At 37.9% G+C, this 15,104-nt stretch carries 12 protein-coding genes; 9 read left to right on the plus strand and 3 right to left on the minus strand.

Annotated features, from left to right (window positions below):
• Positions 1-2: 2 nt before the first annotated feature.
• From AC1RJ8_RS03980 to AC1RJ8_RS03990, 3 genes are all read right to left on the minus strand, one after another.
• Positions 3-731, minus strand: coding sequence for a dioxygenase family protein (locus AC1RJ8_RS03980; RefSeq protein ID WP_492952614.1), 729 nt, complete (start codon positions 729-731; stop codon positions 3-5).
• A gap of 126 nt (positions 732-857) precedes the next feature.
• Positions 858-1,565 carry a LytR/AlgR family response regulator transcription factor gene (locus AC1RJ8_RS03985; protein WP_492952615.1) on the minus strand — a complete coding sequence of 236 codons (708 nt, stop codon included), beginning with the start codon at positions 1,563-1,565 and terminating at the stop codon, positions 858-860.
• The gene (locus AC1RJ8_RS03990) at positions 1,565-2,677 is read right to left on the minus strand and encodes a sensor histidine kinase (RefSeq protein ID WP_492952616.1); all 1,113 of its coding nucleotides are present in this window, start codon (positions 2,675-2,677) and stop codon (positions 1,565-1,567) included. The genes AC1RJ8_RS03985 and AC1RJ8_RS03990 overlap by 1 nt, the downstream gene beginning before the upstream one ends.
• Positions 2,678-2,866: 189 nt before the next feature.
• Here AC1RJ8_RS03990 and AC1RJ8_RS03995 point away from each other — a divergent pair, with 189 nt between their 5' ends.
• The 9 genes from AC1RJ8_RS03995 (at position 2,867) to dnaG (ending at position 15,027) form a co-directional block, all read left to right on the plus strand.
• Complete coding sequence (locus AC1RJ8_RS03995) at positions 2,867-3,166, plus strand: hypothetical protein (RefSeq protein WP_492952617.1); 300 nt, start codon at positions 2,867-2,869, stop codon at positions 3,164-3,166.
• Between the two features lie 139 nt (positions 3,167-3,305).
• A complete protein-coding gene (locus tag AC1RJ8_RS04000; protein ID WP_492952618.1) occupies positions 3,306-6,782 on the plus strand; it encodes a preprotein translocase subunit SecA in 3,477 nt (1,158 codons plus the stop codon).
• Between the two features lie 384 nt (positions 6,783-7,166).
• The gene (locus tag AC1RJ8_RS04005) at positions 7,167-7,610 is read left to right on the plus strand and encodes an SPOR domain-containing protein (RefSeq protein WP_492952619.1); all 444 of its coding nucleotides are present in this window, start codon (positions 7,167-7,169) and stop codon (positions 7,608-7,610) included.
• Complete coding sequence (locus tag AC1RJ8_RS04010) at positions 7,597-8,781, plus strand: M20 metallopeptidase family protein (RefSeq protein WP_492952620.1); 1,185 nt, start codon at positions 7,597-7,599, stop codon at positions 8,779-8,781. The genes AC1RJ8_RS04005 and AC1RJ8_RS04010 overlap by 14 nt, the downstream gene beginning before the upstream one ends.
• A 98-nt stretch (positions 8,782-8,879) precedes the next feature.
• Positions 8,880-9,821 carry a hypothetical protein gene (locus AC1RJ8_RS04015; protein WP_492952621.1) on the plus strand — a complete coding sequence of 314 codons (942 nt, stop codon included), beginning with the start codon at positions 8,880-8,882 and terminating at the stop codon, positions 9,819-9,821.
• Between the two features lie 177 nt (positions 9,822-9,998).
• Entirely contained in the window at positions 9,999-11,567 is a 1,569-nt protein-coding gene (locus AC1RJ8_RS04020; RefSeq protein WP_492952622.1) for a serine hydrolase, read from the plus strand.
• A 16-nt stretch (positions 11,568-11,583) separates the two neighbouring features.
• Positions 11,584-12,243: an SGNH/GDSL hydrolase family protein gene (locus AC1RJ8_RS04025; protein WP_492952623.1), complete on the plus strand. Its 660-nt coding sequence runs from the start codon at positions 11,584-11,586 to the stop codon at positions 12,241-12,243.
• 222 nt (positions 12,244-12,465) lie between these two features.
• Positions 12,466-12,765 (plus strand): GIY-YIG nuclease family protein, encoded by a 300-nt coding sequence (locus tag AC1RJ8_RS04030; RefSeq protein ID WP_492952624.1) that lies wholly within the window; start codon positions 12,466-12,468, stop codon positions 12,763-12,765.
• A gap of 282 nt (positions 12,766-13,047) precedes the next feature.
• The gene (dnaG, locus tag AC1RJ8_RS04035; protein WP_492952625.1) at positions 13,048-15,027 is read left to right on the plus strand and encodes a DNA primase; all 1,980 of its coding nucleotides are present in this window, start codon (positions 13,048-13,050) and stop codon (positions 15,025-15,027) included.
• Positions 15,028-15,104 lie beyond the last annotated feature (77 nt).

Here is a 15,104-nt window from a genome sequence, read left to right on the forward strand (position 1 = left end):
TGCTATGCTTTTACGTTCAATTTAAATGTGAGTTCGAAACCTGCCGTCAATGTTCCCGTTACGGCTGCAATTTCTACACCCGTTTTATCATCGCTAAAAACATTGTCGGCATTATTATAGGTATAGCCCGTCATACCTTTGCTATAGCCATTTACTAAAGCCAATGATGTTCCTGCACCTTCGGGGAAAGCAATTTGTGTTACATTTAATGATGTGCCGGCTGCATTATAAACATGTACGTGGATGTGTGTTGCGCGGCCACTGTACCAGCCCGGGAAGATTGTGGTAAAAGTTACCAGTCCATTTGCATCAGTGGTTTGCCTACCGCGTAAAAAATGGACTGATTGATAATTTGTGCTCTGCATACCTGTGCCGCCATACTCAGAATAATTTCCCTCTGCATCACAATGCCAGATATCTACTATAGCTCCTGCCAAAGCAGCGCAATTGTTATTCAAGTTGCCAATTGTAATTTTAGCTGTCATTTTGTAACCTGTACGTCCATCGGTAATATCACTGCGAACATATGATGCAGGTACTTTTGTAGGGAAGGGCCCTTCCGTTTCAGTAGGTGCTACAGTACAGGTTCCGTTTGTACTGGTAGTTGTTCCAGCTGTTCCCGAGCCTGATGAAGTTTCATCAGTAACACTACTTTTTTTACATGCTTCAATTATTACAGGAGTAGAGATTGCTCCAATCATTAAACTCCTGATGAAATTTTTTCTTTCCATGCTATTATCTTCTTGTTAGTTACTGATTCTAAAGTCGAAAGATTCTATAAACCAGGCAAGTGTGTATCGATAAGGAGAAGTTTTGTATCGGTCAGTTAAAATTTAGTTAAAAAGTGTTAAGAGAGATTAACTCTTTTTCCATTCATTTATAACATCAGCATAGCTATCACTAACTGGGAGTATTTCTCCGGTTATCAATTCTATTTTTCGGTTATGTATGGCTTTAATTTTTTGTGTAGATACCACAAAACTCCGGTGTATACGTTTGAAACGATCTGCAGGGAGTTTATCCATCATTTTTTTTAGCGGCATTAAGGTTAAAACCATCTTGCTGCCCTGTAAATGAATTTTGACATAATCCTCCAAACTTTCGACAAATAAAATATCAGGCAAATTAATTTTAATAAGCTTGTATTCTGAATGAACAAATATGCTTTCTACAAAATCTGTAGCTTGTTTATTATTTTGATAACTATAAAACTCTTTAGCTTTGTTTACCGCTTTTTTAAACCTCGGGTAATCTATTGGTTTGAGTAAATAATCAATGGCTTCCAATTCAAATCCCTCAAAAGCAAAGTTTTTATATGCCGTAGTAAAAATTAACATTGGTTTATTTTTTAACGATTTAAATAAATCTATACCTGTAATATCTGGCATATTGATGTCCAAGAAAAGAAGGTCTGTTTTATTGTTGTTTAAATATTCTGAAGCCGCAATTGCATCTTCAAATACACTTCCAACTTCCAGGTTATCCGATGCTTCTACATAACTTTTTATCAGGGCTGCAGCTAGTGGTTCGTCATCAATAACTACACATTTTAAGGTTTTAGCCATTATAATTGAATCGTTAAATTAACTGTGAATAGGTTATTGCTGTTATCTACGCTTAAAATGTGCTTATTTTGGTAAATGTAGTTTAAACGTTGTTTTGTATTTTTCAAACCAATACCACTTCGTTCGGTATTGATCTTATCGGGATATAAAGTATTTTGACAAAATAAAATTAATGAATTTTGCCTGCTAAAAATTTTGATGATTAATTTATTGCTGTTGTGATTACTGATGCCATATTTAAAAACATTTTCAATAAAGGCCATTAATATTAAAGGGGCAATTTTTTTATTTTCAAAGTCACCTTCAAGTTCAAATAATAAGGTTGTTTTTTGGGTTAGCCTTAATTTTTGTAAATCAATAAAATCGGTAACGCAATCCAGTTCCTGTTGTAAACTTACAAAATCATGCTTGGTCTCATCGGTTATATAGCGCATAATGTTGGATAACTTCATTATCGAGGGTGCTGTATTTGTATCTTTAATTACGGCAAGTGTATAGATGTTGTTGAGTGTATTAAATAAAAAGTGTGGATTGACCTGGGCTTTTAAAAAAGACAACTCTGCTTGCGCTTTTTCGGCTTCTGCAATCAATGCCCTTTGTGTAGTTAGACTTAACTGTTTATTTGTTTCCTTGGTAAAACTAATTATAATGGTTAGGAAAAAAAGAAAAAGACTTGCCACATCAATTCGTGGGCCGGTCTTAGCGCCTCTTTGGTGGCCGCCTGGAAATGGTTTGCCGTTAAATGGTAGAATTTGTTTCTGATCTGGAGGCATCGGAGGGCGGTCAAATGTGGCCGGTCGCTCAGCAAAGTTCCTGTTTTGAAAAATAAATTTATCAAAAGGCCTGAGTTCTAATATACCGGCCAAAATAATCATCAATCCAAATAAGTATAAAACATATCGTGATTTGTCATATAATTTTGGGAACAAGTAAAGGGCATGTATAAAATAAATTGCTATAAAAATCAGGCAAAAAAGTAAATATTGTACTAATCCCGAAGTCGTAAGGATGTATTTAATGTTTTGATCTGAAACTAAAAGAAGCGGCAGACTTAACAGAAATATAGCGGCAATAACTTGAATAATTATCCTAAAGTTTAATTTCTTAAGCATAAACAAATTAACATATATCCACAAAATTTATTTAATGGGTATCGGTAATTTACGCTTTTGTATGGATGATTCCATCGTTTGTCATTATGATGGAGTTATTATTATATAAAGCTTAGAAAATTGAGGTATGCTTTTTGCGATGATGTAATTTCTTTTTATAAAAGATTAAAACTAGCTTTGCCGCTATTAATGAAACACCTGGTTACCATATCGCTTGTATTTTTTAGCTTAACACATTTGGCAAAAGCCGAACGTGTTGAAGGGCTAAGGATATTAAACGAATATTGTAATGAGCATAATATCAGTATTAATTCAACGGGTAAAGAATCGGTTCAACTTAATGAGGATCGTAATCCATACTTGTTATCGTATACCAAGCTCGCATTAATAGGCACCCAAGCCCCGTTAAAAGTTGCAAAATATGTGAGCGTAAATCAGGTAATTGCTGATTTAACAATCAGGAAAAAACCAAAGAATAACAGCCCCTAGCTTTCTTTCTTAAAAGATCTTTTACAAGATTTTATCCCCCATTTATAGCAATAACTGCCAAGCTGACTTAAAAAAGACAATGGCTTGGTTGTTGTAACACACCATTTTTTTAATAATAAATACGATTTAAAATATTATAATGTTAGGATTTTTAGCGAAGGTTTTCGGAAGTAAATCAGAAAGAGATATAAAGGCTATTCAGCCATTGGTTGTTAAAATTAACGAACACTACAGTAAACTGTCTGTGCTTAGTAACGATGAGTTACGTGGTAAAACCATAGAATTTAAAGAAAAAATTTCGGCCTTTTTAACCGAAATTGATGAGAAAATTTCAGCACTAAAAGCTGATGCAGAGAGCGAAGATTTAGATCTTCACCAAAAAACAGCGATTTATGACCAGGTTGATGCCTTAGGTAAAGAGCGCGATACAGAATTGGAGAAAGTACTTTTGGAAATCCTTCCTGAAGCTTTTGCTGTGATTAAAGAAACTTCTCGTCGTTTAAGCGAAAACGATTATTTAGAGGTTACCGCAACCCAGTTCGATAGAGATTATGCTGCAAGAAAAAACAATGTTAAAATTGTTGGCGATAAGGCACAATGGGCCAATAAATGGGATGCTGCAGGAACTGAAGTTGCCTGGAACATGGTACATTACGATGTACAGTTAATTGGTGGTATTGTATTGCACAGCGGTAAAATTGCCGAGATGGCTACCGGTGAGGGTAAAACCCTGGTAAGTACATTACCAGCTTATTTAAATGCATTGGCCGGACAAGGTGTTCACATCGTTACCGTGAATGATTACTTAGCCCGTCGTGATAGTGAGTGGAATGGGCCATTGTTCGAATTTCATGGTTTAAGTGTAGATTGTATTGATAAACATGAGCCAAACTCTGAGGAAAGAAGAAAAGCTTATGCCGCAGATATTACCTACGGAACCAATAACGAGTTCGGTTTTGATTACCTGCGTGACAATATGTCGCAGACACCTGACCAGTTAGTACAGCGTAAGCAGCACTTTGCAATGGTGGATGAGGTCGATTCAGTGTTGATTGATGATGCCCGTACACCTTTGATTATTTCAGGTCCGATTCCACGTGGTGATGAGCATGAGTTTTATGAATTAAAGCCACGCATCGAACGTTTAGTGAATGCACAGAAAGCATACGTAACGCAAGCATTAAACGAAGCGAAGAAATTAATCAACGCAGGAAACAGCGGAACCGAAGAAGGTGAAGGTGGTTTAGCTTTATTACGTGCATACCGTGGTTTGCCAAAAAACAAAGCTTTAATTAAGTTTTTAAGCGAAAGTGGCGTTCGTGGTTTGTTGTTGAAAACCGAAAACCACTATATGGCAGATCAATCTAAGAATATGCCTAAGGTAGATTCTGAATTGTATTTCTATATAGATGAGAAAAATAACCAGGTTGAATTAACCGAAAAAGGTATCGAACTGATTACCCAATCGGGTGAAGATCCAAATTTCTTCGTATTGCCTGATGTAGGTACTGCAGTGGCAGATTTAGAGAAATCTGACCTGCCTTTAGAAGAAAAAGTCGTTCAAAAAGATGCCTTAATGCGCGATTATTCTGTTAAAGCAGAACGCATCCACTCGGTTAACCAATTGTTAAAAGCTTATACTTTATTTGAGATTGATGTAGAGTACATCATCGATGAAGGAAAGATTAAAATTGTTGATGAGCAAACAGGTCGTATTATGGATGGCCGTCGTTACTCTGATGGTTTACACCAGGCAATTGAAGCTAAAGAGAATGTAAAAGTTGAGGATGCTACCCAAACGTATGCAACCGTAACCCTGCAAAATTATTTCCGTATGTATCACAAACTTTGTGGTATGACGGGTACTGCAACAACGGAAGCTGGTGAGTTTTGGTCGATCTACAAATTAGACGTAGTAGAAATTCCAACCAACAGAAATATTTCTAGAAAAGATGAGCAGGATTACGTTTACCGTACTGTTCGTGAAAAATATAACGCCGTTGCGTCAGAAATTCAGTTCCTTGTTTTTCCGTATTCTCATTACGAAACCGAATATGAGCTGGATAAAGAAGGAAATCCGAAACAAAAAGATGGCAAACCGGTAATTAAATACGATCCAACAGGTAGAGCTGTGCCTAAGCTCGATGCTAAAGGCGCATTAATTCCTGCGGTTAATCCTGAAACAGGGCAACTAGAGCCAAAAGCTGGTCGACCGGTACTAGTGGGTACAACATCGGTAGAGATTTCCGAGTTGTTAAGCCGTATGCTTAAACTCCGTGGAATTAAACACAATGTATTAAATGCGAAAATGCACCAGAAAGAGGCCGATATTGTTGCCGAAGCTGGTCAGGCAGGAACCGTAACCATTGCAACCAACATGGCTGGTCGTGGTACCGATATTAAATTGGGTGCAGGTGTTAAAGAAGCTGGCGGTTTAGCCATTGTTGGTACCGAGCGTCACGAGTCTCGTCGTGTAGATAGACAGTTACGTGGCCGTGCGGGTCGTCAGGGTGATCCAGGTTCATCTCAGTTCTTCGTTTCATTAGAAGATAACTTAATGCGTTTATTTGGCTCAGAGCGTATTTCTGGTATCATGGTACGCATGGGTATCGAAGATGGCGAAGTGATCCAACACTCAATGATTACCAAATCTATCGAACGTGCACAGAAAAAAGTAGAAGAAAATAACTTTGGTATCCGTAAACGTTTATTGGAGTACGATGATGTGATGAACTCGCAACGTACCGTAATTTATGCTAAACGTAAAAATGCTTTATTTGGCGAACGTTTAGATGTAGACATGAACAATATGGTTTTCGATGTTGCCGAAGATATCGTAAGCGAATATAAACAAGAAGGAAATTACGATGGTTTTAAACTGGAAGTAATCAAAAACTTCTCTTTAGATACGGCCATTACCGAAAAAGAATTTACTTCAACCAGTATTCCTCAGTTAACTGAAAGGTTATTCGACGAAGCTGAAGCATTTTACGCACGTAAATCGGAAGCCATTATCCAACAATCATTACCAGTTTTAACCCAGGTTTATCAGGAACGTGGTGAACACATCGAACAGATTGTGGTTCCGTTTACTGATGGTATCCGCGGTATTCAGGTAGCGGTTGATTTGAAGAAAGCTATCGATAATAAAGGAAAAGAAGTGGTTCGCTCATTCGAAAAAACCATTGTCCTTGCCTTGATCGATGATAGCTGGAAAGAGCATTTACGCGAAATGGATGATTTAAAGCAATCCGTACAAAATGCGGTTTACGAACAGAAAGATCCATTGGTAATTTATAAAATGGAAGCTTTCAACTTGTTTAAAAACATGCTTAACGCGGTGAATAAAGAAGTGGTAAGTTTCTTATATAAAGGCGGTATTCCGGTTCAACAAGAACCAGATCAGGTTAGAGAGGCACCAGCCCCGGTAAAACAACCGAAGCTGCAAACTACTAAACAAGAATTTGGTAGAGAAGAACCAGGTATCGAGTTTGGCGATACGCGCGAGGCCGTTCCACAACAGCCAATCCGTAAGGAAGTAACCGTTGGCAGAAACGAACCTTGCCCATGCGGTAGCGGTAAAAAATTCAAAAATTGCCACGGCGCTAATTTATAATCAATACTTATAATAGCTTATTGAGCCCCGACATTTTTTGTCGGGGCTTTTTTATTATGTCATCACATAGATTGATCGTCATTTCGACTGAAGCATGCCGATTTTTCATGGCAGCGGAATGGAGAAATTTTTTCCGAGAAACTGATTTTCGGCCGTACTTTAGAATTTTTGAATTAACCCTAGCCGATTACCTAGTTTAAAAGATTTCTCGACTTCGCTGCGCTGCACTCGAAATGACGAACCGAAAAAAATCTGCCCAAATAATAACTATTTGCTTAACCCATAAAGAATGCCGATTTTTGCAACGATTCGGCATTCTTGTTGTTAAGAAGAAAGGAGATGATATTTTATTCATCTGCTCACTAAATGCCAGGATTTTTACACATGAAAATAATACTAACTTTTATATGCTGTTTGTTTCTTTTTACTGCTGCTTTTGCACAAAAAGGGGAGGTGACGGTTATAAAAGATCCCTTAATTGATAGTTTAATTGCCAAACGTTTGGCAGTTTATAAAACTTCTGGAGAGGTAAAACCGGGCAAACCCATTGTTTCCGCCTATGGTTATCGCGTACAGATTTTCTATGGGTCAGACCGGCGCGAGGTTTTTAACGAACAGGCAAGGTTTAAAGGACTTTATCCTAAATATAATACCTACCTCGTTTATAAAGAACCCAATTATTATGTTCGGGTTGGTGACTTCCGCACGCGCTTAGAAGCGCAACGCCTCATAAACGAACTCAGACCAAACTTCCCGACACTGTTTATTTTTAGGGAGAAAATTAATGCACCAAGTTTAGATACCACAACAAACAATGATCAAAAATAAAATCCAAGAACTGGCCGCCAACATTTTTAACGATGTAGTAGCTTATCGTCAACATATCCATGCCAATCCTGAATTATCTTTCAAAGAATTCGAAACTTCATTGTTCATCAAGGATAAATTAAAAAAATGGGGAATTGAATATACCGACTGTGCCAATACAGGTGTGGTAGGTTTAATTAAGGGTAACCTTCCATCTGATAAAGTAATTGCCTTACGTGCCGATATGGATGCTTTACCTATCCATGAAGCCAATGATAAGCCTTACCGCTCTAAAAACCATGGTGTAATGCATGCCTGCGGACATGATGTTCATACTTCTTCACTTTTAGGAACGGCTCATATCCTAAATCAGATGAAAGATGAATTCGGTGGAACCATTAAATTGATCTTCCAGCCCGCAGAGGAGTTATTGCCAGGTGGAGCGAGTATCATGATTAAAGAAGGTGTATTGGAGAATCCAAAACCTGATTATATTGTTGGTCAGCATGTAATGCCGTTAATTGATGCCGGTAAAGTAGGTTTCCGTTCAGGTATTTACATGGCCTCAACCGATGAATTGTATGTTACGGTAACCGGGAAAGGCGGTCATGGTGCGCAGCCTCACCAAAATATCGATCCGGTATTAATCGCTTCACACATCATTATTGCTTTGCAACAGATTGTTAGTCGCAATGCCGATCCACGTACACCATCGGTTTTATCTTTTGGTAAAGTAAATGCCAATGGAGCAACTAACATCATTCCAAATGAGGTAAAAATTGAAGGTACGTTTAGAACCTTAGATGAAAACTGGAGAGATGAAGCACACAAACGCATGAAAAAAATGGCTGAAGGTATTGCCGAAAGTATGGGGGGAAGCTGCGATTTTGATATCCATAGAGGTTATCCATTTTTAATTAACGAAGAAAAGTTAACGGCAAATGCAAGAACCTTTGCTGAAGAATTTTTGGGTAAAGACAATGTGGTTGATTTAGATATCTGGATGGCTGCTGAAGATTTTTCTTTCTACTCGCAGGTAACAGATGCCTGTTTTTATCGTTTAGGTACTGGTAATGCCGCAAAAGACACGCAATATTCAGTACATACCCCGCGATTTGATATTGATGAAGACGCTTTGAAAATATCAACAGGATTAATGGCTTATATTGCTTTAAAACAACTAGGGAATTAATGATAAGATGAAGGATGTAAGATGGACGTAATTGATTATCCTCCTATTTTACATCTTTCATGATACATTATCCATTTTACCTTTTACATCTACCTTCCATGAAAAAAGTATTTTTGTTTTTACTGCTAACTTCGCTCTTTAACACAGGTTTTGCTCAGGAAATCAACCGTTTTAATCCTGATACAATTAAAACCATTACGCTCGATTCTGCAGTAAATATCAAGGCCGAAAAATTAAATGTAGAAACATTTATCAGAAAGGTAATGTACGATACTTCTTTTTATCAGTCGTTTAGGGATATGAAACGTTATTCTTTCATTGCCGAAAACAGGATTTATAGTTACGATAAAAAGAACAAGGTTGATGGAAAAATTTACCGTAAAATAAGACATAACAATAATGGTCCTTATAAAATGGAGTATCTGGTAAAACAGGATACCGGAAAAATTTACAAGAAAAACGGCAAATACCAACTTTATACCGTAGAGATGTTTGATTACATTTTTATGAATGCCTATAATACTGATTTTGTACCCAATGCACCCAAGCCTGACGGAAAGGGCAGAACAAACGAAAGTTATAAAGACAAGCTTAAAACATTGATTTTTAATCCAGGTAGGCCTGTAAAAGTTCCTTTTATTGGCAGTAAAACCGAAATATTTTCGGCCAATATGCGCCAGTATTACGATTATGGTTTCACTAGCGGTACCTATCTCGATTCTATTCCGGTATACCGTTTTAAGGTTTCAGTTAAACCCGATTTAAGCAGCTGGACAAAAGATGGCATCATGATCAAAGAACTGGTTACCATTTTCGATAAACGAAATTTCAATATTTTGGGGCGTTATGTTGATATGAAATACAGCAACATGCTTTTTGATTTTGATGTGCAGATGAATATAGAAATGGGTTACTTCGGAGAGGATAAATTACCAACCAAAATTACCTATCAGGGTAACTGGGATTATCCTTTCAAAAAAGAAGAAAGAGCAAGTTTTTTAATCGTACACAAAGATTATAAACTCGAAAAGGACAAATAAGGATTGATTGAATTTCTAATACGCGTTTTAAGGTGCCTTTAATATCTAGAGAGTCGTTACCCTGTCCGGGACAGCATGACGATCGAGTTGAGATGAGGAGATGAAAATTAATCATTGAGAATAAATATTAATCGAACTCTGGTTATTATCTTTAAACGATTATTTAAACCGATAAATATGCAACTCTTTTCTTCATTGAAATTTAAAATATCATTTGCTTTATCATTGTTTTTTGGCATTCATGTGCATGCACAGGTGCTCACTTCAAAACAGATCGATAGTGTTGTAGAAAAAACACTCACCACCTTTAATGTTCCCGGAATTGCAGTTTCTGTAATTAAAGATGGTAAAATAATCCATTTAAAAGGTTATGGCGTAAGTTCTATCAAAACCAATAAAAAGGTTGATGAGTATACGCTTTTTGGCGTGGCATCAAATACAAAGGCTTTTACCGCGGCCGCTTTGGGTATGCTGGTTGATGAAAAGAAAATCACCTGGGATACTAAAGTTACCGATGTAATTCCCGAGTTCAAAATGTACGATGCCTATGTAACCAGCGAATTTACCATACGCGATCTGCTTACACATCGCAGTGGTTTAGGTTTAGGGGCTGGCGATTTAATGATCTGGCCAGATTCTTCAACAGTAAATAAAAAGCAATTGATCCACAACCTCCGCTATTTAAAGCCGGTTTCCTCTTTTCGTACCAAATACGATTACGATAACCTGATGTATATTGTTGCTGGCGATGTGGTAGCAAGGGTTTCGGGTATTACCTATGAAGATTTTATTGAAAGCAGGATCATTAAACCGTTGGGCATGACCAAAACGGCAGCTTCCTGGTACCGCTTAAAAGACAAATCGAATGTAATTGACGGCCATGCCCCTTATGAAGGTAAACTGCTTCCCGTAGGACTAAGCTTCGGAGAGATCGCAAATGCCGCCGGTGGAATTTATTCGAACATCACCGATATGAGCAAATGGGTAATGGCGATGATTAATGGTGGGAAATACGGTGAGGCATTGGACAAGAAATTATTCAGCCCTGCTGTAGCAAGAGAACTTTGGACCCCGCAGACCATTATTGCAGGTGGTAATCCGGCAGCTTTCAGTAGTTATGGCCTAGGTTGGTTTTTGAGTAATGTAAACGGCAATTTTCAGGCAACACACACAGGCGGCTTGTCAGGGATTGTAACACAGGTAACTATTCTCCCAGAAATGAAGTTAGGGATTATCGTATTAACCAACCAGCAGTCTGGTGCTGCTTTTAATTCGATCACCAATTCGATTAAAGATGGTTATCTTGGTGTTAAAGGACAGGACAGGATTAAAACCTACAATGATAACAGGCTCAGAAACGAAAAACAGGCCGATGAAATGGTGAGCAAAGTTTGGAACGATATTGCGGCTCAGCAAAAACTGTCGGCCACAAAGCCAGATGCTAAACATTATTATGGCACTTTCCACGATTCATGGTTTGGCGATGTGACCATTAGTGAAGTGAACGGCAAGATGCATTTTCAGGCCAAAAACGCTCCAAAATTGAAAGGCGACATGACTTATTACAAAGGAAATACCTTTATTGTAAAATGGTATGATAGAAGTTTAGATGCCGATGCTTTTGTTAATTTTAGTTTAGATAACAATGCTTTGGCCGATGGTTTTAAAATAGAAGCGATTTCGCCGCTAACCGATTTTAGTTTCGATTTTCAGGACCTGGATTTTAAAAAGACCGATAAAAAATAACCTAACCAATTATACAATGAAAACATTATTTAAAACGAGTATTTTACTAAGCTTTTGCTTACTTGCATTAACATCAATGACATTTAAACCAAAACGGATTATCTTCTTTGGCGACTCGATTACCCAACAGGGTGTTTCTAAAAACGGATATGTAACCCTGATCAAAAAATCGCTTGATTCTACTAAATATGATGTAATTGGGGCCGGAGTTGGCGGCAACAAGGTTTACGATTTATACCTGCGTTTAGAAGATGATGTGCTCAACAAGAAACCCGATTTAGTGGTGATTTATGTCGGTATTAATGATGTTTGGCATAAACAATCTTCTCATACCGGAACCGATTATGACAAATATTTAAAGTTTTATCAGGCTTTGATCAATAAAATTCAGGGTGTAGGTAGCAAAGTGGTATTGGTTACTCCATCAGTTGTTGGTGAGAAAAAAGATGGTACGAATGAGCTAGATGCCGATTTGAATAAATATGCTGAAGGGATTAGAACATTAGCAGCGAAAAATAATCTCCCTGTATGCGATTTAAGGAAAATTTTTGCCGAATACGAAGCGAAAAACAATCCGGAAGATAAAGAAAAAGGAATTTTAACCGTTGATAGGGTACACTTAAATGAAACAGGTAATAAATTGGTTGCTGATCAGTTATTGCCTTTGGTGAAGTAGAACATATTCGTCATTGCGAACTGAAGTAAGGGATTGCGTGGTGGAGTGAAGCAATCTTTTCTGCGTAGCGATAACAGATTGAAAATAAATAGCATAAAAGATTGATTTGTCGTGCCTCCTCGCAATGAGGTACCAGAGATCGTCATTGCGAACCGAAGGAAAGGGCTATGAGAGGGAGTGAAGCAATCTTTCTTAATAAGTAATGAATTTGGAAATAGAATAATGGAAAGAGGAGGGACAGTTTACATTATTACTAATTTTACTCATACTACATTATATGTCGGAGTTACTTCAGATTTAATGTTTAGGATAAAAGAGCATAGAGACAAGGAATATCCGAAATCTTTTTCGGCTAAATATAACATGGACAAACTTGTTTATTTTTGTTCTTATGATTCGATAGAGGAAGCAATTGCAGAAGAAAAGAGGATTAAGGGTGGAAGCCGTAAAAAAAAGATAAAATTAATAGAATCCATGAACCCCGAGTGGAAGGATTTATGGAAGATAGTGAAAGAATGGTAAATGTCGGTTACGTCATTGCGAACTGAAGAAGGGGATTGTGTGGTGGAGTGAAGCAATCTTTCTTGTTTTGGCGTGATAGAATTGAATACAGTATGGCATGAAAGATTGCTTCGTCGTGCCTCCTCGCAATGACGATCTCTGGCACGTCATTACTAACCGAAGAAGGGGATTGTGAAGTAGAGTGAAGCAATCTTTCCTAATTGACGATAACAAATTGAAAATAAATAAAAGCAAAAAAGATTGCTTCGTCGTGCCTCCTCGCAATGACGACAATAACAATATATGATAAACCGCGAAACGATAGATAAGATAATGGATACCGCCCGCATTGAGGAGGTAGTTGGGGATTTTGTGCACTTAAAAAAACGCGGAACCAGTTTAATTGGTAATTGCCCTTTCCATGGCGAAAAAACCCCTTCCTTTCACGTATCAGTAACTAAAGGTATTTACAAATGTTTTGGTTGCGGTAAAGGAGGCGATTCAGTGCGCTTTATTATGGATCATGAAAAATATTCATATCCGGAGGCACTTAAATTTTTAGCCAATAAATATAATATAGAGGTTGAGGAAGCCGAACTAAGCCCTCAGGATGCCGAAGCGCTAAGTGCCAAAGAAAGTCTTTACGTAGTTTCGCAGTACGCTGCTGCATTTTTTGTAAAACAACTTTGGGAGACGGATGAGGGTAAGGGGATCGGCCTGAGCTATTTTAAAGAGCGCGGCTTTAGAGAAGATATCCTGAAGAAATTCGAGGTGGGTTATTCTCCCGACGTTTGGGATGCGATGACACAAAGCGCAATCAACGCCGGACATAGATTAGAGTTTTTAGAAGCCACCGGATTATCGATCAAAAACGATAACGGCAAAATTTACGATCGCTTTCGCGGCCGGGTAATGTTTCCGATCCATAATTTTACAGGCCGGATTATCGGTTTTGGTGGCAGAACGCTAAAAACGGATAAAAACGTTCCGAAATATGTAAACTCACCGGAAAGTGAGATTTACCACAAGTCGAATGTGCTTTATGGTTTATTTCATGCTAAAAAAGCGATTCGCGATTTAGATAACTGTTACCTGGCGGAAGGTTATGCAGATGTACTTTCGGTACATCAGGCTGGAATAGAAAACGTAGTGGCCTCATCAGGTACTTCGTTAACGGTAGAACAGATTAAACTGATCGGACGATTTACCCAGAATATTACCATTTTATTTGATGGCGATGCTGCGGGTATTAAAGCCTCACTCCGTGGTTTGGATATGATTTTGGAAGAGGGCCTGAATGTGAAAATCGTTTCATTTCCCGATGGTCATGATCCCGATTCTTATATGCACCATGTTGGCGCAGGTGCTTTTAAAACCTATCTTGAGGAGAATAGGAAAGACTTTATTTTGTACAAAGCGAATGTGCTGCTTAAAGATGCGGGTAATGATCCGATTAAAAGAGCAGGCATTATCCGCGATATTGTGGAGAGTATTGCCAAAATCCCTGACCCGATCAAAGCATCTGTTTTTATCCGGGAATGTAGTAGTTTACTCGAAATAGATGAGCATATTTTACTGAGTGAGTTAAATAAAATGCGCTCGACAAAGCTTAAAAAAAGCTTTGATAATAACCAGCGGGCCAATCCATCATCAAGTCCAAAACCCTATTCTTCCGGTCCTCCAGAGCCGCTTGGCCCACCAGATGATTTATGGGATGACAGTGCAGGCCCAATGGGTTACGAACAACCCGTAGAAGAGAATGAGCATCAGGAAAAAGAAATTGTGCGCTTATTACTGGCTTTCGGGCACGAATTTGTAAACTGGGATAAAATTGATGATATGTACATCGGTTCATTCATCATGCAAAACCTGAGCGATGTAGAATTTGATGATCCACTTTGCAAAAGAATTATCGATTATTATAAATCAGAAATCGACAATGGCAGATTACCCACATCGAACCACTTTGTTAAACATGAGGATAGGGATATTGCCGATCTGGCCATTACACTTTCAACCTCAGAATATGCATTAAGTGAGAACTGGTTAAATAAACATCTTATCTATGTTAAAGATGAATCGATGAATTTAAAAGCCACTATTTTAGGCGGTATTTTTCACCTTAAAAAACGTAAAGTCGAAAAAATATTGATGAACCTGTTGAAAGAAATTAAAGAGGAGAAGAACGAAGATAACCAAATGATTTTAATGCAGCGTTATGGGGTAATTAAAGGGGTTGAACGAGAGATTTCTAAGTTCCTGGGTTCTGTTATTGTTAAATAAATTACAAATGCCAGGAGCCTTGTAGAGATGTCGTCGTCTCGACTGAAGTGTAGTCCCGACATTAAGTCGGGAGAGAG

The organism is Pedobacter sp. GW822-FHT03F06 (genome assembly GCF_058801365.1).

Coding starts and splice junctions, on each gene's coding strand:
- AC1RJ8_RS03980 (WP_492952614.1), bottom strand. CDS start 731: ATGGAAAGAAAAAATTTCATCAGGAGTTTAATGATTGGAGCAATCTCT.
- AC1RJ8_RS03985 (WP_492952615.1), bottom strand. CDS start 1,565: ATGGCTAAAACCTTAAAATGTGTAGTTATTGATGACGAACCACTAGCT.
- AC1RJ8_RS03990 (WP_492952616.1), bottom strand. CDS start 2,677: ATGCTTAAGAAATTAAACTTTAGGATAATTATTCAAGTTATTGCCGCT.
- AC1RJ8_RS03995 (WP_492952617.1), top strand. CDS start 2,867: ATGAAACACCTGGTTACCATATCGCTTGTATTTTTTAGCTTAACACAT.
- AC1RJ8_RS04000 (WP_492952618.1), top strand. CDS start 3,306: ATGTTAGGATTTTTAGCGAAGGTTTTCGGAAGTAAATCAGAAAGAGAT.
- AC1RJ8_RS04005 (WP_492952619.1), top strand. CDS start 7,167: ATGAAAATAATACTAACTTTTATATGCTGTTTGTTTCTTTTTACTGCT.
- AC1RJ8_RS04010 (WP_492952620.1), top strand. CDS start 7,597: ATGATCAAAAATAAAATCCAAGAACTGGCCGCCAACATTTTTAACGAT.
- AC1RJ8_RS04015 (WP_492952621.1), top strand. CDS start 8,880: ATGAAAAAAGTATTTTTGTTTTTACTGCTAACTTCGCTCTTTAACACA.
- AC1RJ8_RS04020 (WP_492952622.1), top strand. CDS start 9,999: ATGCAACTCTTTTCTTCATTGAAATTTAAAATATCATTTGCTTTATCA.
- AC1RJ8_RS04025 (WP_492952623.1), top strand. CDS start 11,584: ATGAAAACATTATTTAAAACGAGTATTTTACTAAGCTTTTGCTTACTT.
- AC1RJ8_RS04030 (WP_492952624.1), top strand. CDS start 12,466: ATGGAAAGAGGAGGGACAGTTTACATTATTACTAATTTTACTCATACT.
- dnaG (WP_492952625.1), top strand. CDS start 13,048: ATGATAAACCGCGAAACGATAGATAAGATAATGGATACCGCCCGCATT.